Annotated in this window: 20 protein-coding genes and 1 pseudogene; 10 read left to right on the forward strand and 11 right to left on the reverse strand. The window is 73.8% G+C overall.

Annotation, left to right across the window (positions count from 1 at the left end):
* Positions 1–16: 16 nt before the first annotated feature.
* The 3 genes from C2142_RS23610 to C2142_RS23620 all read right to left on the reverse strand — a co-directional run bounded on the left by C2142_RS23610 (position 17) and on the right by C2142_RS23620 (position 2,668).
* Complete coding sequence (locus C2142_RS23610; protein ID WP_148644480.1) at positions 17–571, reverse strand: Uma2 family endonuclease; 555 nt, start codon at positions 569–571, stop codon at positions 17–19.
* 42 nt (positions 572–613) lie between these two features.
* The gene (locus C2142_RS23615) at positions 614–1,288 is read right to left on the reverse strand and encodes an alpha/beta hydrolase (RefSeq protein WP_148644481.1); all 675 of its coding nucleotides are present in this window, start codon (positions 1,286–1,288) and stop codon (positions 614–616) included.
* A gap of 90 nt (positions 1,289–1,378) precedes the next feature.
* Complete coding sequence (locus tag C2142_RS23620) at positions 1,379–2,668, reverse strand: MFS transporter (RefSeq protein ID WP_148644482.1); 1,290 nt, start codon at positions 2,666–2,668, stop codon at positions 1,379–1,381.
* 119 nt (positions 2,669–2,787) lie between these two features.
* Between C2142_RS23620 and C2142_RS23625 the strand changes: the two genes are divergently transcribed.
* From C2142_RS23625 to C2142_RS23635, 3 genes are all read left to right on the forward strand, one after another.
* The gene (locus tag C2142_RS23625) at positions 2,788–3,741 is read left to right on the forward strand and encodes a LysR family transcriptional regulator (protein ID WP_148644483.1); all 954 of its coding nucleotides are present in this window, start codon (positions 2,788–2,790) and stop codon (positions 3,739–3,741) included.
* Between the two features lie 109 nt (positions 3,742–3,850).
* Entirely contained in the window at positions 3,851–4,999 is a 1,149-nt protein-coding gene (locus tag C2142_RS23630; protein ID WP_148644484.1) for an adenosine deaminase, read from the forward strand.
* A gap of 204 nt (positions 5,000–5,203) precedes the next feature.
* Complete coding sequence (locus tag C2142_RS23635) at positions 5,204–5,563, forward strand: ATP-binding protein (protein WP_148644485.1); 360 nt, start codon at positions 5,204–5,206, stop codon at positions 5,561–5,563.
* A gap of 128 nt (positions 5,564–5,691) precedes the next feature.
* On the opposite strand, the gene C2142_RS23640 is transcribed toward C2142_RS23635, so the two are convergent.
* On the reverse strand, positions 5,692–5,874 hold the full coding sequence (locus tag C2142_RS23640) for a PspC domain-containing protein (protein WP_148644486.1): 183 nt from the start codon (positions 5,872–5,874) through the stop codon (positions 5,692–5,694).
* A 267-nt stretch (positions 5,875–6,141) separates the two neighbouring features.
* Between C2142_RS23640 and C2142_RS40310 the strand changes: the two are divergent.
* The 3 genes and pseudogenes from C2142_RS40310 to aspS form a co-directional block, all read left to right on the forward strand.
* Positions 6,142–6,264, forward strand: a pseudogene (locus C2142_RS40310) (MerR family DNA-binding transcriptional regulator); the annotation flags it as partial.
* Between the two features lie 20 nt (positions 6,265–6,284).
* Positions 6,285–6,434: a hypothetical protein gene (locus C2142_RS23645; RefSeq protein WP_153882812.1), complete on the forward strand. Its 150-nt coding sequence runs from the start codon at positions 6,285–6,287 to the stop codon at positions 6,432–6,434.
* A gap of 342 nt (positions 6,435–6,776) precedes the next feature.
* A complete protein-coding gene (gene aspS / locus C2142_RS23650) occupies positions 6,777–8,057 on the forward strand; it encodes an aspartate--tRNA(Asn) ligase (protein ID WP_148644487.1) in 1,281 nt (426 codons plus the stop codon).
* Positions 8,058–8,197: 140 nt separating this feature from the next.
* Here aspS and C2142_RS23655 read toward each other — a convergent pair whose 3' ends face one another.
* Complete coding sequence (locus C2142_RS23655) at positions 8,198–8,662, reverse strand: hypothetical protein (protein WP_148644488.1); 465 nt, start codon at positions 8,660–8,662, stop codon at positions 8,198–8,200.
* 146 nt (positions 8,663–8,808) lie between these two features.
* On the opposite strand from C2142_RS23655, the gene C2142_RS23660 reads away from it, so the two are divergent.
* From C2142_RS23660 to C2142_RS23670, 3 genes are all read left to right on the forward strand, one after another.
* On the forward strand, positions 8,809–9,453 hold the full coding sequence (locus tag C2142_RS23660; protein ID WP_148644489.1) for a PhzF family phenazine biosynthesis protein: 645 nt from the start codon (positions 8,809–8,811) through the stop codon (positions 9,451–9,453).
* A 216-nt stretch (positions 9,454–9,669) separates the two neighbouring features.
* Positions 9,670–11,112 (forward strand): hypothetical protein, encoded by a 1,443-nt coding sequence (locus C2142_RS41685; RefSeq protein ID WP_162002526.1) that lies wholly within the window; start codon positions 9,670–9,672, stop codon positions 11,110–11,112.
* A gap of 56 nt (positions 11,113–11,168) precedes the next feature.
* Positions 11,169–11,543 carry a ribosomal protein L7/L12 gene (locus tag C2142_RS23670; protein WP_162002527.1) on the forward strand — a complete coding sequence of 125 codons (375 nt, stop codon included), beginning with the start codon at positions 11,169–11,171 and terminating at the stop codon, positions 11,541–11,543.
* A gap of 50 nt (positions 11,544–11,593) precedes the next feature.
* On the opposite strand, the gene C2142_RS23675 is transcribed toward C2142_RS23670, so the two are convergent.
* The 4 genes from C2142_RS23675 to C2142_RS23690 all read right to left on the reverse strand — a co-directional run bounded on the left by C2142_RS23675 (position 11,594) and on the right by C2142_RS23690 (position 14,871).
* Positions 11,594–12,139 (reverse strand): VanZ family protein, encoded by a 546-nt coding sequence (locus C2142_RS23675; protein WP_148644491.1) that lies wholly within the window; start codon positions 12,137–12,139, stop codon positions 11,594–11,596.
* 128 nt (positions 12,140–12,267) lie between these two features.
* Positions 12,268–12,603 (reverse strand): hypothetical protein, encoded by a 336-nt coding sequence (locus C2142_RS23680; protein ID WP_148644492.1) that lies wholly within the window; start codon positions 12,601–12,603, stop codon positions 12,268–12,270.
* Positions 12,600–14,111 carry a HAMP domain-containing sensor histidine kinase gene (locus C2142_RS23685; protein ID WP_148644493.1) on the reverse strand — a complete coding sequence of 504 codons (1,512 nt, stop codon included), beginning with the start codon at positions 14,109–14,111 and terminating at the stop codon, positions 12,600–12,602. The genes C2142_RS23680 and C2142_RS23685 overlap by 4 nt, the downstream gene beginning before the upstream one ends.
* Before the next feature lie 82 nt (positions 14,112–14,193).
* Positions 14,194–14,871 carry a response regulator transcription factor gene (locus C2142_RS23690; RefSeq protein WP_148644494.1) on the reverse strand — a complete coding sequence of 226 codons (678 nt, stop codon included), beginning with the start codon at positions 14,869–14,871 and terminating at the stop codon, positions 14,194–14,196.
* A 492-nt stretch (positions 14,872–15,363) separates the two neighbouring features.
* Between C2142_RS23690 and C2142_RS23695 the strand changes: the two genes are divergently transcribed.
* Positions 15,364–16,146, forward strand: a complete 783-nt coding sequence (locus C2142_RS23695) for a SigE family RNA polymerase sigma factor (RefSeq protein ID WP_148644979.1) — start codon at positions 15,364–15,366, stop codon at positions 16,144–16,146.
* 197 nt (positions 16,147–16,343) lie between these two features.
* Here C2142_RS23695 and C2142_RS23700 read toward each other — a convergent pair whose 3' ends face one another.
* Together C2142_RS23700 and C2142_RS23705 are read right to left on the reverse strand one after the other, a co-directional pair.
* The gene (locus C2142_RS23700; RefSeq protein WP_148644495.1) at positions 16,344–16,979 is read right to left on the reverse strand and encodes an ATP-binding protein; all 636 of its coding nucleotides are present in this window, start codon (positions 16,977–16,979) and stop codon (positions 16,344–16,346) included.
* On the reverse strand, positions 16,972–17,436 hold the full coding sequence (locus C2142_RS23705) for a hypothetical protein (RefSeq protein WP_148644496.1): 465 nt from the start codon (positions 17,434–17,436) through the stop codon (positions 16,972–16,974). Before C2142_RS23705 ends, C2142_RS23700 begins: the two co-directional genes overlap by 8 nt.
* Positions 17,437–17,448: the final 12 nt, after the last annotated feature.

The raw sequence follows: 17,448 nt of genomic DNA on the forward strand, positions 1-17,448 counted from the left end.
GCTCACGTACGCCTGATCAGGCGTACGTGAGCAGACTGCTGGTGTCGAGGGTCCACGGGCCGACGGTGATGGTGTCGCCGAAGGCGAACTCCTTGCGCGAGGTGTAGCCGGGCTCCGAGTGCACGATGCCGGTGCCGGTTCGGGGGTCGACGATCAGGTAGAACGGAATGCCCATGGCCGCGTAGTCGTGGACCTTGGCCTGGTAGTCGTTCTTGGGATTGGACTTCGAGACGATCTCGACGACCAGCAGGACCTCGTGCGGTAGGAGCGCAGGCTGGTCGCTTTCGAGGACCTTCTCGGAGAACACCATCAGGTCGGGATTCCGCAGTCGGCCGAGCCCGGCGTCCTCCAGATCGGCGCCAGGGTGCGCGATGTGACCCGGATGCGTCTGCGGGAGCTGGGCGTTGAGTTGCCGGGCGATTCGGATCACGGCGAGCTCGTGCTTCTTGACTGGCGACATCATCATCATGATTTCGCCGTCGGCGATCTCGACCTTCCCTATCCCGGGGATCTGCGGCAGCTGATCGGCGATCTCTCGCAACCGGGCGTACACAGCAGGATCGATGCTCATATTGCGGAGTGTATCGATGCACGCCGACGGCCGGGGCGGGCATCACCCGGCGGCGGCGAGGGTGATCTTGAGGAACTCGTCCGGCGCCTCGCGGACCAGGTCGTGGCCGACGGGGAGGGTGTGGACGGTCCAGGCGGGGTCGTTGCGGACGCGGGCGACCGTCTCCAGGAACGGGGTGTCCGGGAAGCGCTCGGCGTGGATGTAGGTGCGGCGGGTGACGGCGTCGGCCGCACCGGTGAGGGTGACCGGCTGGAACAGGCTGGCCAGCGGGTGGACGGTGGCGCGCGGGTCGAGGAACGGGCTGAGGCCGACCACGGTGGAGCCGTCGCCCGCGGCGGCGCCGGCCAGGTAGCGCTGCTTCCAGACCTCGTTGACGATCTGGTAGGCCGACTCGCCGTCACGCGGGACGAAGGCGTCCGCGTAGACCAGCGCCCCGATCCGCTCCGGCGCCCGGTCGGCCACCCCGGAGGCGACCATCCCGCCGTAGCTGTGCCCGACCAGCACGACGTCGGTCAGCTGCTCGGCCTCCAGCGTCCCCAGTACGTCCCGGATGTGCGTCTCCAGGTTGACCGCCGCGTTGTTCAGGTGCCCGCGCTCGCTCACCCCGGTCAGCGTCAGCGGGTACACCTCGTGCCCGGCGGCCCGCAGGCCGTCGGTGAGCGGCCGGTACCACCAGGCGCCGTGCAGCATGCCGGGGATGAGAACGAAGGTCGCCATGGTGCTTTCCTCTGGTCGGGCCGGCGGGACGAGGGGAAGGCTATGGCGGATACCTGACACCCTGCGTCAGGTATCCGCCGTGAGGTGCGGTCAGTGGGCGGCCCGGACACCGCGGCGGGCGGTGTGGGCCTGGCGGGTGGCGTAGAGGGTGACGGCGGCGGCGAGGGTCATGGCGGTGAGGCCGACGGCGGCGGCGCCGGACCAGCCGGTGGAGTGGTAGGCGTCGGCGCCGACGGTGCCGCCGAGGCTGTTGCCCAGGTAGTAGGCGATCAGGTAGAGCGCGGAGGCCTGGGCGCGGCCCTCGGTGGCGGTGCGGCCGACGGCCGAGGAGGCGGTGGCGTGGCCGGCGAAGAAGCCGGCGGTGATCAGGACCAGGCCGAGCAGGGCGCAGAGCAGCGAGCCGGCGAGGGAGAGCAGCAGGCCGGCGGCGGTCACGCCGATGGCGACGTAGAGGGCGCCGCGGCGGCCGAGGCGGCCGGAGAGGCGGCCGGCGGCGGCCGAGGTGCCGGTGCCGACCAGGTAGACCACGAAGATCGAGGCGGCGACCGACTCCGGCAGGTGGAACGGCGCGGAGACCAGGCGGTAGCCGACGGTGTTGTAGACCGCGCCGAACACGGCCATGAAGAGCAGCCCGAGCGCGTACAGCCGGACCAGCAGCGGGTTGCGCAGGTGCCGGCCGACGGTGCGGGCGAGGGCGCGGGCGTCCACCGGGGCCGGGGTGAAGTGGCGGGCGGCGGGGATCAGCAGCCGGAAGGCGAGCGCCGCGAGCAGCGCGAGGGCGGCGGAGGCGGCCAGGCCCCAGCGCCAGCCGAAGCCGGCCGCGACCCAGCCGGAGAGCAGCCGGCCGCCCATGCCACCGATGCTGTTGCCGGCCACGTACAGGCCCATCGCGGAGGCGAGGGCGCTGGGGTGCACCTCCTCGGCGAGGTAGGCCATCGCGGTGGCGGGCAGTCCGGCGAGGGCGGCGCCCTGGAGGACGCGCAGGACGACCAGGGTGGTGAGGTCCGGGGCGAACGGCAGGGCGAGGGCGAGGGCGGAGGCGGCCAGGGTGGAGGCCGTCATCACCGCGGTGCGCCCGTACCGGTCGGAGAGCGCGCTGGCCGGGAGCAGGGCGAGGGCGAGGCCGAGGGTGGCGGCGGACGCCGTCCAGCTGGCCTGGCCGGGGGTGAGGTCGAGGTCGGCCGAGAGGACCGGCAGCAGGCCCTGGGTGGAGTAGAGCAGGACGAAGGTCGCGACACCGGCGGCGAAGAGGGCGAGGTTGGCGCGTCGGAAGGCGCGCTGCCCGGGGCGGTGGCGGTCGTCCGCGGTTGCGGTGCGGAGGGACGGCTGGGCGAGGGCATCCGGAGTGGCCACGGATGCCCCGGTACTGGAGGGCTGCATGACGTCGACGTTAGGCCTGCCCCAGCTGATGCGTCCAATACATGATCGGCCGATAATCCATACGTCAGCGCATGAGTCGAGGTCGTCGTGGTGAAGGTGGCGCAGAGGTGACGGACGGCATGGCGGAACCCGGGCTGCCCCACCGGCTCGCCGAGTTGGGGCCGGAGGAGCCGGCCGCCCTGCTGGCGCCCCGGCTGGCCCAGTTCGCGGCGGTGGCCCGGCTGGAGCACGTGACGCAGGCGGCCGCGCTGCTGGGCGTGCCGCAGCCGACGCTGTCCCGGGCGGTGGCCCGGCTGGAGGCGGAGCTGGGCGTGGACCTGCTGGCCCGTCAGGGCCGGACGGTCCGGCTGACCAGGGCCGGGCGGCTGCTGCTGGCCTCGGTGGAGCGCGCCCTGGCCGAGGTCGAGCGCGGCGCCGAGGCAGCCCGGGCGGAGGCGGACCCGGCGGCCGGGCGGGTCGCGTTCGGCTTCCTGCACACCATGGGGACGGACGCCGTCCCGGCGCTCCTGCGGGGGTTCCGGGCGGCGCACCCGCAGGTGCGCTTCCAACTGGTGCAGGACTACGTCGGCGCGATGCTGGAGCGGCTGCGCGCCGGCGAGCTGGACCTCTGTCTGGTCGCGCCGGTGCCCGACGACGACCCGGCGCTGGTGGCGCGGCGGCTGGACGAGCAGCGGCTGAACCTGGTCGTCCCGGCCGACCACCGGCTGGCCGGGCGGCGCCGGATCCGGCTGGCCGAGGTGGCCGAGGACCCGTTCGTCGGGCTGGAGCGCGGCTACGGGCTGCGCGCGATCACCGACGGGTTCTGCGCGGAGGCCGGCTTCGTGCCCCGGATCGCGTTCGAGGGCGAGGAGGCGGAGACGCTGCGCGGCCTGGTCGCGGCCGGGCTGGGGGTGGCGCTGCTGCCGCCCGCGCTGGTGCCGCGGCCGGGGGTGGTGGAGCTGGAGGTGACGGCGCCGCGGACCAGGCGGGCGATCGGGCTGGCGTGGGCGGCGGGCCGGCCGCTGACCCCGCCGGTGGCGGCGTTCCGGGACTTCGTGCTGTCGCGGCGGGGGCGGTTGTTGCAGCACGACTGAGGCCTCCGGCGGCGGCGGATCGTCCAGTCGGTGGAATTCCAGGTGCACATCGGCCGAACCGGCGTGTGGGGTGTGGCCTGTCTACGCGCGTAGGAGCTACACTCCCGCAATGGAGAACCAGATCCCTGTCACCACCGCGGGCACCGGCCCCCGGATTCCCGCCCCCGACCAGATCACCCGCGCCCCGAAGGTGCTCCTGCACGACCACCTCGACGGTGGGCTGCGCCCGGAGACCATCGTCGAGCTGGCCGCCGCGGTCGGCTACGAGGGCCTCCCCACCAACGACCCGAAGGAACTCGGCGAGTGGTTCCGCGAGGCCGCCGACTCCGGCTCGCTGGTCCGCTACCTGGAGACCTTCGCGCACACCTGCGCCGTGATGCAGACCCGCGAGGCGCTGATCAAGGTCGCCGCCGACTGCGCCGAGGACCTGGCCGCCGACGGCGTCGTCTACGCCGAGGTCCGCTACGCCCCCGAGCAGCACCTGGAGGCCGGCCTGACCCTCGACGAGGTCGTCGAGGCCGTCCAGGAGGGCTTCCGCCTCGGCGAGGCCAACGCCCGCGCCGCCGGCCACCGCATCCGCATCGGCACCCTGATCACCGCGATGCGGCACGCCGCCCGCTCCTCCGAGATCGCCGAGCTGGCCAACCGCCACCGCGACTCGGGCGTCGTCGGCTTCGACATCGCCGGCGCCGAGGCCGGGTACCCCCCCACCCGCCACCAGGCCGCCTTCGACTACCTCAAGGGCGAGAACAACCACTTCACCATCCACGCGGGCGAGGCCTTCGGCCTGCCGTCGATCTGGGAGGCCCTGCAGTGCTGCGGCGCCGACCGGCTCGGCCACGGCGTCCGCATCGTCGACGACATCACGGTGAACGAGGACGGCAGCGTCGAGCTCGGCCGGCTGGCCGCGTACGTGCGCGACAAGCGCATCCCGCTGGAGATGTGCCCGACCTCCAACCTCCAGACGGCGGCGGCCACTTCGTACGCCGAGCACCCGATCGGGCTGCTCAGCCGGCTGAAGTTCCGGGTGACGGTCAACACCGACAACCGCCTGATGAGCGGCACCAGCATGAGCCGCGAGTTCGAGCACCTGGTGGAGGCGTTCGGCTACACGCTGGGCGACATGGAGTGGTTCACGGTGAACGCGATGAAGTCGGCGTTCCTGCCGTTCGACGAGCGGCTGGCGATGATCAACGACGTGATCAAGCCGGGCTACGCCGAGCTCAAGGCGGAGTGGCTGTTCAGCGCCGGCTCCTGAGGGTGACCGGCATGGTCGGATGAACGCCTTTGTCCCGTAAGGGCGTTGGCGTTCATCTGACTACCCACTCGTGTGGGTTAACCGCCTTTGATCCTCGTGCGATCCAATCACTACGGTGTGCCAGTCACCGCCGACCGGCCGTGGCGGCGGAACCCGCTGCCTGCCGTGAATGTCGGCCACCGACGAGGATCCAAGGGGACGAACATGAAGCAGGCCACTCTCAAGGCCGCCGGCGCCGCCGTGCTCGGCATCGCCATTGCGGCGGTCGGCGCAGGCAGCGCGTCCGCCGACCCCGCTGCGGCGGGTGGCCTCGGGCTTCCCACCGGCGCGGTGACCAACCCGGCCGTCACCGGCGCCGTCGTCGACACCGCCGGCAAGCTGCCCGGCGGTGACAAGGTGGCCGGCACCCTCGGCACCCTCGGCACCCTCACCCCGAGCGCCGGCCAGGCCGTCGCCCCGGCGGCCGACGCCCCCCGCGCCGCCGTCCCGAGCGTTCCCGGCCTGGGCAGCACCCCGCTCGGTGGTCTGACCCAGACCCTGCCGCTGCCCGGCCTCGGCGGCTGACCCGCCCGTCGCGCGGAGGGCCGCCCGTACCCCGGTGATCCCGGGGTACGGGCGGCCCTCCGGCGTTCCGAGGGCTTGCGGGTGCTCCAGGGGCTCCCGGTTCCGCAGGGGCGCAGGCCGTCCCGCGGTCACGGCTCCTGGGGGAGCAGCAGCCAGAGCGCCAGGTAGATCAGGAACTGCGGGCCGGGCAGCAGGCAGGACGCCAGGAAGATGATCCGGACGGTCCACGGCGCCAGGCCGAAGCGCTCGGCGATCCCGGCGCAGACGCCGGCGATGACGCGGTTGTGACGGGGGCGGGCGAGGCGGCTCATGGCGGTCTCCCTGGTCTTCGCGCCTGGTCCGGTCCCTCCGGTCGGCGTACTTCCATGCTCCGCCGCGGCGGCCGCCGGATCCTCAGCCTGGATGGCGATCCCGGCCCGGACCTCCGTCACCTGGAAGACGGACGGACTCTCGGGGTTCACGTCAGGGGCGCCCCGGAGGCCCGCCGCTTCCGGACCGCGCCGGAGGGCCGCTGCTTCCGGACCGCTCCACGCGCAGGCGCTTGCCTCTGCCCCTGGGGCAGGGGCAAGAGTGGGGGCATGCACGAGGACTTGGTCGGTATCGGGGAGCTCGCGGCCAGGACCGGGCTGAGCCACAAGGCGCTGCGGCTGTACGGGGACCGGGGGCTGCTGCCGCCCGCGCACGTCGACCCGCGGACCGGGCCGTCCGCCGGATCCAGTCCGTGGTCAACACGCGCTTCCCCGGGACCGAGCTCCAGGTGGACGGCGTCGTCGGACCCCGGACCGGGCACAGGATGATCCAGATCCTCCGCGACGACTGGACGATCGACCGCGGCTACGCCGACCGCTGCGCCCAGTTCCTCCCGGGCTGACCCGCGCACGGGGCGGGCGGCCGCACCGGCCGCCCGCCCCGCATTTTGCCTTGCGCGGACGGTGGCGCGATGCCTACTCTCCCTGCAACGCGTCGAGGGAGACGAGTACCTCCAGGACCCGCGAGCCGAGAGAGCCGCCACCAGCTGTGAAGGCGGCCTCGCGTCCGGGAGGGAAGACACTCCTGAGTGCGGGGAGGAAATGCCCCGCCGGCCGGCCCCCGTCACCGGGCCAGCAACGAGGCCGCCGTCCTCCTCGGGCGGCGGCGAAGGTGCGGTGGTACCGCGAGTCCCCTTCTCGCCCGCACTTCCAAGGGATCACCACGACGCCCCCGGAGGGCCGCGATGATCCACCCGACGACCGCCCGTGTCCTGGCCGCCGGACTACCCGGCCACATCGGCGAGTCCATCGAACTCTGCGGCTGGCTGCACCGCCGCCGCGCACTGAAGTCCGTCACCTTCCTCGTCCTGCGGGACCGCTCCGGGCTCGCCCAGGTGGTCGCCCCCGAGGGGGAGGCCGACTTCCCCGTGGAGACGGTGCTGCGGGTCCGGGGCACCGTGACCGCCAACCCCCAGGCGCCGAACGGCGTCGAGCTGACCGCCCCCACCGTCGAGGTGCTGTCCAGCCTCGCCGAGGCGCCGCCGTTCAGCCTCTACCGCCCGGACGTCCAGGCCACCCTTCCCGTCATCCTCGACGGCGCGCCCGTCACGCTGCGGCATCCGCGGCTCGCCGCCCCGCACCGGATCTCCGCCGCCTCGGTGGCCGGGTTCCGCGCGGCGCTCGACAGCCTCGGCTTCACCGAGATCCAGACGCCGAAGGTGGTCTCCTCGGCGACCGAGTCCGGCGCCAACGTGTTCGGCCTCGACTGGTTCGGCCGGCCCGCGTACCTCGCCCAGTCGCCGCAGTTCTTCAAGCAGGCCATGGTCGGCGTCTTCGAGCGCGTCTACGAGACCGGGCCGGTCTTCCGCGCCGAACCGCACGACACCGCGCGCCACCTGGCCCAGTACACCAGCCTCGACGCCGAACTCGGCTTCGTCACCGACCACCGTGAGGTGATGGCCGTCGTCCGCGAGGCCGTCGCCGGGATGCTGGAGTCGGTGAAGACCCGGGCCGCCGGCGCCGTGGAGCTGCTCGGGGCGGAGCTGCCCGTCGTCCCGGCGGAGATCCCGCAGATCCACTTCGCCGACGCGATGCGGCTGCTGGGCGCCGACGAGCCGGACCTCGCGCCCGCGCACGAGCGGTGGCTCGGTGAGTGGGCGCTGCGCGAGCACGGCAGCGAGTTCCTCTTCGTGGTCGGCTACCCGATGCGCAAGCGGCCGTTCTACACGCACCCCGAGCCGGGCCGGCCGGAGTACTCCAACAGCTTCGACCTGCTCTTCCGCGGACTGGAGCTGGCCACCGGCGGTCAGCGGCTGCACCGGTACGAGGACTACCTCGCCGCGCTCGCCGCCCGGGGCGAGTCGCCGGAGCCGTACGCCGCCTACCTGCGCTGCTTCGCCCACGGCATGCCCCCGCACGGCGGCTTCGCCCTCGGGCTGGAACGGTGGACGGCGCGGCTGACGGGGGTGGACAACGTCCGCCGCACCACGCTCTTCCCCCGGGACCTGCACCGGCTCACGCCGTGACCGGCCCCTCCGCCCGTCGCACAACCGCGACGGGCGGCCGGACCGGGGCCGCCGGGCGGTACGGCCGCTCCTGATGCTCTCCGCGCTCGTCCGTCAGGGGGAGCGGCGCCCGGTCCGAGTTCTCCGTGCCGGCCCGGGGATCAGACGGCCGGCGGCTGCGGGGCCTGCGGCTGGACGGGCGGCGCGGCCGGTGCCGGAGCAGCCGGGGCGCCCTGCGGCGGGACGGGCGCCGACTGGGCATACGGGTTGTACTGCGCGCCGGGGCCGAACTGCGCGTTCGGGTCGTATGGTGCCGCGCCCGGGGCCGGCTGCGGGACGGGCGTGTTGCCGCGCGCCAGCAGCGACTTCACCGCGTTGGCTATCAGCAGCAGCGGCAGGACGAACGCCTGGAAGAACATCCGGTACTCGCCGCCCTCGAAGACGAACGCGAGGTAGTACGCGTAGCCCGCGAACGCCATGCCGGCGAGCACGTTGACGGCGCGCCAGCCACCGCTGAGCCCACCGCCGATGTTGATGGCGCCGAGGACGACCATGGCGATGCCGCTGATCGCCAGCAGGACGACATACCAGGAGAAAAGGGGCTCGGCGCTGAAGTCGAGATTCACGGAGGCATTCCTGTGGGGAGAGGGGGTGAGGAGCGACTGCTGATGGGGACGAGTGCGCACAGTACTGGAGCCCGCCGACATTCGTCCCCGCCTTTTCATCACGGATCATTGGCCGGTCCGCGCCACGGCCGTGGTTGGCTGGGCGGATGACTGACTATGAGGTCCTTCGCGTCTTCTGCGGCCCCGACGGTGCGCACGGCAACGAACTCGGTGTGGTCCGCGACGGTGCCGCCCTTCCCGGCGAGACGGACCGGTTGGCACTCGCCCGCGAACTCGGCTTCAGCGAGACCGTGTTCGTGGACGACGCGGTGCGCGGCGCCGTCGACATCTACACGCCCAGCGTCCGCCTCCCCTTCGCCGGCCACCCGTGCGTCGGCGCGGCCTGGCTGCTCGGGGTGGACCGGCTGGTCACCGCCGCCGGCGCCGTCGGTGTGCGCCACGACGGCGAGTTCACCCGGATCTCGGCGCGCCCGGAGTGGGCGCCCGGGCGGACGACGAAGCAGTACGGCTCGGCCACGGAGGTGGACGCCCTGGACGTCCCGCCGCCGGGCGAGTGGATCTACGCCTGGGCCTGGCAGGACGAGGCCGCCGGCACCGTCCGGGCGCGGGCCTTCCCCGGCCGCGGCGACGGGATCGACGAGGACGAGGCCACCGGCGCCGCCGCCCTGCTGCTGACCGCCGAGCTGCGGCGCGACCTGACGATCACCCAGGGGCGCGGCTCGCAGATCGTCACGGGGCTGCGGGCCGGGGGCCTGATCGAGGTGGGCGGCAGGGTCCGCGTGGCCGGATAGCCGGGGTGGGGGCGCAGGCCGCCCCCACCCGACCTCTCCCGTTCTTCTCCCGGGACGGAAACCCCTTCACGGATGGATCACACCGTCCGATAACATGCCGTCGTTGCTCAGGGTTTGGGGGCGAAGCAGCAGCAGGGGAAATGGCGATCGGCGGCCCCTCACACCCCGGGACCCACCTTCTGCCGGGTACTGCCCGTCTTCTTCCGTGAGGTCCCATTGCGTACTCAGCACCGCAGATTCCTTGCCCTGGCCGCGGCGACCGCCGTGGCCTCCGGCACGGGCCTGGCCGCCGCCCAGGGCGCGCCCGCGGCCCCGGTGTCCGCCGGGGCGACCCAGGCCCCCGGGACCCCCCAGGCCGGCGGAGTCACCCAGGCCCCCGGGGCCACCCGGGCCGTCGGGACCGCCCAGAACCAGAACGACCCGGTGTTGATCACGCTGGACGGGTTCCCCGGCACGCTCACCGCCGGAGCCCCGGCGGTCGAGTTCACCGCCACCCTCAGGAACTCCGCCGACCACGAGGTCGCCACGCAGAGCGGGTTCACGGTGGCGGACGTCGACGCGGGGATCAGGGAGACCCAGCTCAGGCTGGAGTTCCAGGCACCCGGCAGCACGGAGTGGAAGACCCCCCGGCTCCACGCCGGCGCCAACGTCGGTGCCATGTGGGACCTGGAGGCGTTCGGCGGCGAGCCGCACCTGCCGGCCGGAGCCTCGGTCACCTACCGGCTGCGCCTCGCCGTGACCGCCGACGCCCGTGGCGGCAGGGCGAGCGCGCTCTTCCGCAGCACGGTCACGGACCCCGGGCTGCCCGCGTGGCAGCAACCGTCCTACGCCATCAGCCCGCTCGGCTCCTTCACCATCGCCCCCGTCGGAACCCCGACCACGCCGCCCCCGGCTCCGGTCCCGGTGCCCGGTGCCCCGACGCTCGGCATGGACGGGGTGCCGGCCATGTTCACCGGGGGAGCACCCGCCCAGCCGTTCGGGCTGACGATCGCCAACCACAGCGGCAGGGACATCCGCTTCCTCCCGCAGGTCGCGTTCCAGGGCAACGACGCGCTGACCGCGGCGACGACCCGGCTCGACTTCCAGACGCCCGAGGGCGAGTGGCTGGCCGCCACCGACGAGGGGCAGAGCGAGCCCGGCCAACTGCGGCTGACGCTCCGGGCGGGCGGCCAGGAGCTCACCGTCATCGCCCTGCACGACGGCGAGTCGCGGACGGTGAACGTCCGGCTCGCCTTCACCGGGGACGTCCCGAACAGCACCGCCCAGGTGCTGTTCACCGGCTCCAGCATCCCGCTCGCCCCGGGCGGTACGGAGGTCCGCCACTCGGGCCCGGCGGTCGACTTCGGCATCGCCGCCGCGGGCGCCCCCGGCAGGTCGTCCACCCCGGCGCCGCCCGCCGCCGGCCCGGCCGCCCCGGCCGGGGTCCGGTCGGAGACCCCGGCCTCGTCGGGCGCCGCGGTCGTCCCGGTGTCCCGGTCCACCGGCTCGGTGGCGGGCCCGGCGGCCGTCGCGGCCGCTCCCCAGACCACCAAGCTCGCGTCGACCGGCGGCGGCACGAAGGCCGAGCCGATGGCGATCACCGGCGCCACCGCGGTGGCGATGGGCGTGGGCCTCCTGGTGGTGGCGGGGCGCCGGGCCACGCGGTCGTCCCGGAACTGACGGTCCCGGGGCCGGGGCACCGCGGCCCGCCGATCGAGCGCCACAGCGGGGGGAGCGTGGAGGAACCCGAGTTCATCGCCGTGCTGACCGACGCGGGGGAGCGGCGGATCGAGGTGATCCGGGCCGTCCGCTCCCTCACCGGTCTCGGCCCCTGGCAGAGCAGCTTGCTGCTGGAGGACCTTCCGGCCACCGTCGGGGCGGGGTGCCTGCGTGACCTGGACGGCTCCCTGGCCCGGCTGCGGGAGGCGGGTGCGCAGGCCACGGCGCGGTGCCGTTCGTGCGGGCGGGACGCGCCGCAGGACGGGACGCTGATCGATCCCGGGCCGTGCGACGCGTCGGCCCCGTGGGCCTACTACTGCCCGGCGAGCCGCACACCCCCTCGGTGGGGAGTGGTGGACGGGTACTTCGTGGAGCTGCCCGACGAGCCGTGACCGACGAACCGTGACCGACGAGCGGTCACCCCCTCGAAGGTGCCGCCCCCTCAGCGGACGGGGGAGGAGACCGGCTCCGCGTAGACGGCGGCGGGCGCGGCCGGGGCCGGGGCCGGGCGCGGGGTCGCCGGCGGTGCGGCCGGGTGGCGGCGGGCGGCGTGGAGGACCAGCGAACGGGAGGCGGGGACCAGGGCCAGGTGGGCGGCGGCCACGCCGACGACGGCGAACAGGATGTGGTCGACGTCGAGGACGTGCCCCGGGGTCCAGGAGGAGAGGAACTCCAGCGCGGTGGCCAGCAGGGCCGAGGCGCCGGTGGTGCGGAGGAAGGACGGCAGCCAGGGGGCCCGGAGGCGGCCGCCGGCCAGCGGGAGCAGCACGCCGAGCGGGGCCAGCAGCAGCAGTTCGCCGAGGAGCTGCCCGGCGGTGGAGAAGCGGAGCGACGCCAGCGGCGTCAGGTTGGCGTCGTAGACCCAGGCCACCGGCAGTGGCCGCAGCACCAGCCATCCGGCCAGCACCAGATGGAGGGTGAGTCCGACGAGGCCCGCCATGCGGAGGGAACGGTGGACGGCCGCCGCCGGCCCGGTCTCGGTCCGCACGCCGGAACGCTCGTCGCGTGTCCTGGTGCCATCTCGCTGCACGCGGGGAAGGACGTGAGCCGGTGGCACGGCGGTTCCACGCGAGGCGTGAACATTCCGGCGCACGCCCGCGAGGCCGGCCGCACCGGTCACCGGCAGGTCGCGGACGCCGCTGCGGACGGTGTCGGCAGCGCGCTGAACGGGTTGTCCGTCGGGGCGCTGGGCGAGACGACGACCGGCGACGGCGAGGGCTTCGCGCCCGGCTTCGGCGAGGTGTGGGCGGCGGGGGCCGTCGGCCCGGCGGGCGAGGGGGTGGCCAGCGCGGTGGGTATCTGCGGCGCCGTCGGGCAGGCGGTCCGGCTGGCCGGCGCGCCCGCGTCCACCGGGACGGGGGTCGGTCGGATCCCGCAGCCGGTGGCGAGTGCGAGCAGCAGCACCGCGCCGGTGGCGCAGGAGGCGGACAGACGGAACGAACGGGCGCTCACTGCGCACTCTCCTCGGAAGCGGCGGCCGGCGGAGGCGGCGGGGTCAACGGCAGCGTCAGCGTGAACACCGCCCCCACCTCCCCGTTGGCGGCCGTGATCGTCCCCCCGTGGATCTGCGCGTTGGCCATCGCGATCGACAGCCCCAGCCCGCTGCCCTCCGAGCGGGCCCGCCCCTTGTCCGCCTTGTAGAACCGGTCGAAGACGTGCGGCAGCACGTCCTCGGGGATGCCGGGACCGCTGTCCGAGACCTCCACCGTGATGGCGTCCTCGCTCTCACGGACCTTCACCCGCACCGGCGAGCCGCCGTGCTTGAGCGCGTTGCCGATGAGGTTGGCGAAGACGACGTCCAGCCGGCGCGGGTCGACGACGGCCCGGACGCCGCGCGGGGCGTCCAGCTCGACGGCGTCGTACCAGGCCCGGCCGTCGATGCAGGACATGATCAGGTCGGCGATGTCCACCTCGTCGGCGACCAGCTTGGCGGTGCCTGCGTCGAAGCGGGTCACCTCCATCAGGTTCTCCACCAGGTCGGAGAGGCGCCGGGTCTCACTGACCACGAGCCGCACCGCCGGTTCGATCATCGGGTCCAGCGACTCGGCCTCGTCCTCCAGGATGTCCGTGACGGCGGTCATCGCGGTGAGCGGCGTGCGCAGCTCGTGCGACATGTCGGCGACGAACCGCCGGCTCTGTGCCTCGCGTGCGCTGAGCTCCTCGACCTGCTCGTGCAGCGACTCCGCAGTGCGATTGAACGTCCTTGCCAGGTCGGCGAGTTCGTCCGATCCGTCGACCTCCAGGCGGGTGTCCAGGTGGCCCTCGCCGAGCCGCCGGGCGGCGTCGCCGAGGCGCTTGACCGGGCGCAGCACCGTCGCCGAGGCGGCCTGGGCGAGCAGTGCCGAGCCGATCAGCGCCAGCAGGGTGGCGATGGCCAGCGACCAGCCGAGCGTGTTGAGGTCGGCCCGCTCGTTCTCCAGCGACTTGAACATGTACGCGGTCGGGCCGGTCGGCACCACCTTGGTGCCGCCAATGACGTACGGGCGGCCCTCCAGGTTCTGCCGCTGCCAGTACAGGTGGTACGCGTACGGGTTGCTCTCGGTGACGTCGCGCTGCTTGGCGACGATGTCCTGGAGCTTGGCCGGGACGTTGGCGAGCGTGTAGCGCGACGGGTCCGAGGAGGCGGTGCAGTCCGGGTGGGCGGCGTCGGTGATCACCACCTCGTAGCTGAGCCCGGAGCTGGCGACGGTGGAGGCGAGCTGGGCCAGTTCGGCGCAGGTGGCGTTCAGCGGCAGCTCGGAGACGTTGCGGCTGAGCGAGACCCGGAAGTCGTTGAGCGCGGTGTCCTGGGCGCGCTTGAGCACCGCGTCCCGGTTCAGCCAGTAGGCGATGCCGGAGGCCGAGACGGCGGTGAGCAGCGCGACCGCGGCGAACACCGCGATCAGCCGCACCCGGAGGGAGCGCAGCCGTCGCCACGGGCCCGAGGAGAACCGGCGGGTCGTCGTCTGATGGTCAGTCACGGGAGCCTGTCGTCGCGTACCGGAGAACCGGTGGATCAGAGGGATATCGAGGGGAGCGGGAGCACCCGGCGGGCCGGGGCGGTCACGCCGGGGGGTCCAGCCGGTAGCCGACCCCGCGCACGGTGCGGATCAGCGTCGGCGCCGAGGGGACGTCCTCGACCTTGGCCCGCAGCCGCTGCACGCACGCGTCCACCAGCCGGGAGTCGCCGAGGTAGTCGTGCTCCCAGACCAGCCGCAGCAGCTGCTGCCGGGAGAGCGCCTGACCGGGCCGGCGGCTGAGCTCCAGCAGCAGCCGCAGCTCGGTCGGGGTGAGCTGGAGGTCCTCTCCGTCCTTGGTGACGGTCATCGCCGCGCGGTCGATCACCACGCTGCCGTACGCCGAGGAGTCCGAGCTCTCCCGCTCGCCGCGGCGCAGCACGGCCCGGATCCGGGCGTCCAGGACGCGCGGCTGCACCGGCTTGACCACGTAGTCGTCCGCACCCGACTCCAGGCCGACCACCACGTCGATGTCGTCGGACCGGGCGGTGAGCAGGATGATCGGCAGCTGGTCGGTGCGGCGGATGCGGCGGCAGACCTCGAAGCCGTCGATTCCGGGCAGCATGACGTCCAGCACGATCAGGTCCGGCCGCTGCTCCTTGAAGAGCCTCAGACCGTCCTCGCCGGAGGCGGCGGTGGCCACTTTGTGGCCCTGGCGGGTGAGGGCGAGTTCGAGGCCGGTCCGGATGGCGTCGTCGTCCTCGATCAGAAGGAGGAAAGGCACGGCCTCATTCTGGCCCACCCGGGGCGCCGAATCACCCCCCGGCCCGGACCGTCCCGTCGGTCCCCGGCCGTGCGGGAACCGGAATGTGCGCTACCGGCGTCCGAGACGGCAGGTGGGGGTGCGGGACGAAAGGCCCGCCCCTGTGACACCCCTGTGACAGTCGGCGGACAGCGCCATCACAACCGGCGGGCAGGATTTTCCATGTCGCCGCAGGACAGCGGGCCAACAGGCCGGCTGGAAGGCGGCAACAGGAACCGCTCGTACCGATCAAGGGGGCGCACGATGAACGCCATGCTTCAGGCCCGGACCAACCCGGCTGACCGCACCGTGCGTTCCTCAGCGACCACCCACCGGACCCGGTACGAGGTCAGGACCGATGAGACCTCCGGTGCCGTCACCGTACGGGGGTGCGCACACGGCACCGGTGGAAACACTGCCGCGCGCCGGGTGAGCGGCGGCGGCAGGCAGGGGGAGCTGCACGGGATCGGCCGGATGGGGAGTGCGGCCGACTCCGCCAACACCCTCACGCTGCGGGGGATCCTCCCCGTCCGCGTCGAGGGCAAGGACGCCCTGGGGGGTAACGGGGGAACCAGGGGGATCGGGGGGACCGGCCTGCGGAAGGCCGACTCGGGGGAGTCGGCCGGCCGCGAGGCCGCCGGTGCGACGCTGCTGCGGCTGAACCCCGCAGCAGCCCGCACCACCGAAGCGGGACAGGGAGGCGCGCAGGGGGAGCACCCGGCCGTCGCGGAGGACCACACCAAGGAGTTCACCGCGTACGTGCGCGAGCGCCGCGCCTCCCTGTACGCCACGGCGTACCACCTCACCGGTGACCGCTACGAGGCCGAGGACCTGCTGCAGAGCGCGCTCTTCAGCACCTACCGGGCCTGGGGCCGGATCACCGACAAGGCCGCGGTGGGGGGCTACCTCCGCCGCACCATGACCAACCTGCACATCTCCGCCTGGCGGCGCCGCAAGGTCAGCGAGTACCCGACCGAGGAGCTGCCGGAGACGGCCGGCGACACCGACGCGATGGGCGGCACCGAGCTGCGCGCCGTGCTCTGGCAGGCGCTGGCCAAGCTGCCCGAGAACCAGCGGACCATGCTGGTCCTGCGGTACTACGAGGGCAAGACCGACCCGGAGATCGCCGACGTGCTCGGCATCAGCGTCGGCACGGTCAAGAGCAGCATCTGGCGCGCGCTGCGCCGGCTGCGCGACGACGAGCACCTGAACAAGTCGGGCGACACCGTCCGCGCGTTCGGCGAGCTGGTCGCGTAACGGCCTGAGGCCGTAGCTGCGGACGACACATGAGGACTCCCGTCGGGGGACGGGTGAGGACGGTCACGGGACTGGTGGCGCCGGCTCGGGGGAGCGGCGCCGCCGGGGGAGTCCGACGGCCGTCCGGGAAGGCGACGGGCCCGGTGCGGGGGAGACGCACCGGGCCCGTCGTTCGTTCGTCCGTGCGTCCCGGCGGTTCAGACCGCCGACAGCTCGCGCGAGGCCGCCGCGCGGATCCGGCGGTCCGCCTCGGCACCGGTGCACGGGTGGGCGCCCAGGCCCATCTGGCGGCCGACGATCGAGCGCTCGGCCCGCATCAGCCGCCAGCCGCGGCGCAGCAGCACCGGCAGCGACTTGCGGCCCTCGCGGACGTCCCGGCGCAGCCGGCGCCAGGCGGTGGTCAGCGCGCCGTTGCGCAGGCAGAGCGCGTCGCCCAGGACGCCCTCGGCGGCGCAGTCGGAGGTGATCTCGGCGGCGAAGATGCCCTCGGCGATGAACGCGGGGGCGCCGGCCAGGTCCAGCACCCGGGTGGAGACGCGGCCGTTGTCCGGGATCGAGTACACCGGGACGTCGGCACGGCCGGTCTCGTACAGGCTGCGGATCGCGGCGACGGCCTGGTCGCGGTGCCAGGCGAGCGGGGAGTCCCAGTCGACCGCGCCGTCGGGCAGCAGCGGCAGGGTGGGGTCGTCCCCGTCCTTGTAGAAGTCGTCGAGCTGGAGCACCGGCAGGCCGCTGCGCTCGGCCAGCGAGGACTTCCCCGATCCGGAGGGCCCGGACAGCAGGACCACCCGGGCGCGGGCTATCGGCACAGGGTTCAGCGGGGAGTCACTCACGAGACACCAGTCTGACGCATCCGGGCCGGATGCCGAAACCGGTCGGATCAGCCTTTCCGAACGGCCCGGGGTCGGTGAGCGCGGCCTGGACGAGCGGTAGGTACCGGCTGTCGACCTGGAGGTGGACCGGCAGGCCGCCGCCGGGCGGCCGGTACGTGGTGGCGGCCCAGTCCTGGCTGTACCAGGTGTCCGGCTCGGGCTCGTGGAAGCTGCCGCCGGCGGCCAGCTCGTTGTGGCCGACGACACGGGAGCCGAAGCCGACGACGGCGGCCCCGGGGGTGATGTGCAGTCGGCCGTTGACGTACGCGCGCTGCCAGCCGGGCCGGTCGGACCGGGCCGAGCAGGGCACCCGGACGGGCCGGCCCGCGGCCAGCCGGCGGCGGGTGCGGGCCACGTGCAGCCTGCGCAGGAACCCGTCCGCGAACAGTGTCATCAGCTCGCCGGCGATCTCTCCCACGGCGTCCCCCCT

Origin of the sequence: Streptomyces sp. CB01881, from assembly GCF_002953255.1 — a bacterium.
Lineage (GTDB): Bacteria > Actinomycetota > Actinomycetes > Streptomycetales > Streptomycetaceae > Kitasatospora.

Excerpts from the sequence above, each read along its gene's own strand:
- C2142_RS23695 (WP_148644979.1), top strand. The coding sequence starts at position 15,364 with ATGGGGAGTGCGGCCGACTCCGCCAACACCCTCACGCTGCGGGGGATC.
- C2142_RS23635 (WP_148644485.1), top strand. The coding sequence starts at position 5,204 with ATGAAGCAGGCCACTCTCAAGGCCGCCGGCGCCGCCGTGCTCGGCATC.
- C2142_RS23640 (WP_148644486.1), bottom strand. The coding sequence starts at position 5,874 with ATGAGCCGCCTCGCCCGCCCCCGTCACAACCGCGTCATCGCCGGCGTC.
- C2142_RS23630 (WP_148644484.1), top strand. The coding sequence starts at position 3,851 with ATGGAGAACCAGATCCCTGTCACCACCGCGGGCACCGGCCCCCGGATT.
- C2142_RS23615 (WP_148644481.1), bottom strand. The coding sequence starts at position 1,288 with ATGGCGACCTTCGTTCTCATCCCCGGCATGCTGCACGGCGCCTGGTGG.
- C2142_RS23620 (WP_148644482.1), bottom strand. The coding sequence starts at position 2,668 with ATGCAGCCCTCCAGTACCGGGGCATCCGTGGCCACTCCGGATGCCCTC.
- C2142_RS23660 (WP_148644489.1), top strand. The coding sequence starts at position 8,809 with ATGACTGACTATGAGGTCCTTCGCGTCTTCTGCGGCCCCGACGGTGCG.
- aspS (WP_148644487.1), top strand. The coding sequence starts at position 6,777 with ATGATCCACCCGACGACCGCCCGTGTCCTGGCCGCCGGACTACCCGGC.
- C2142_RS23610 (WP_148644480.1), bottom strand. The coding sequence starts at position 571 with ATGAGCATCGATCCTGCTGTGTACGCCCGGTTGCGAGAGATCGCCGAT.
- C2142_RS23625 (WP_148644483.1), top strand. The coding sequence starts at position 2,788 with ATGGCGGAACCCGGGCTGCCCCACCGGCTCGCCGAGTTGGGGCCGGAG.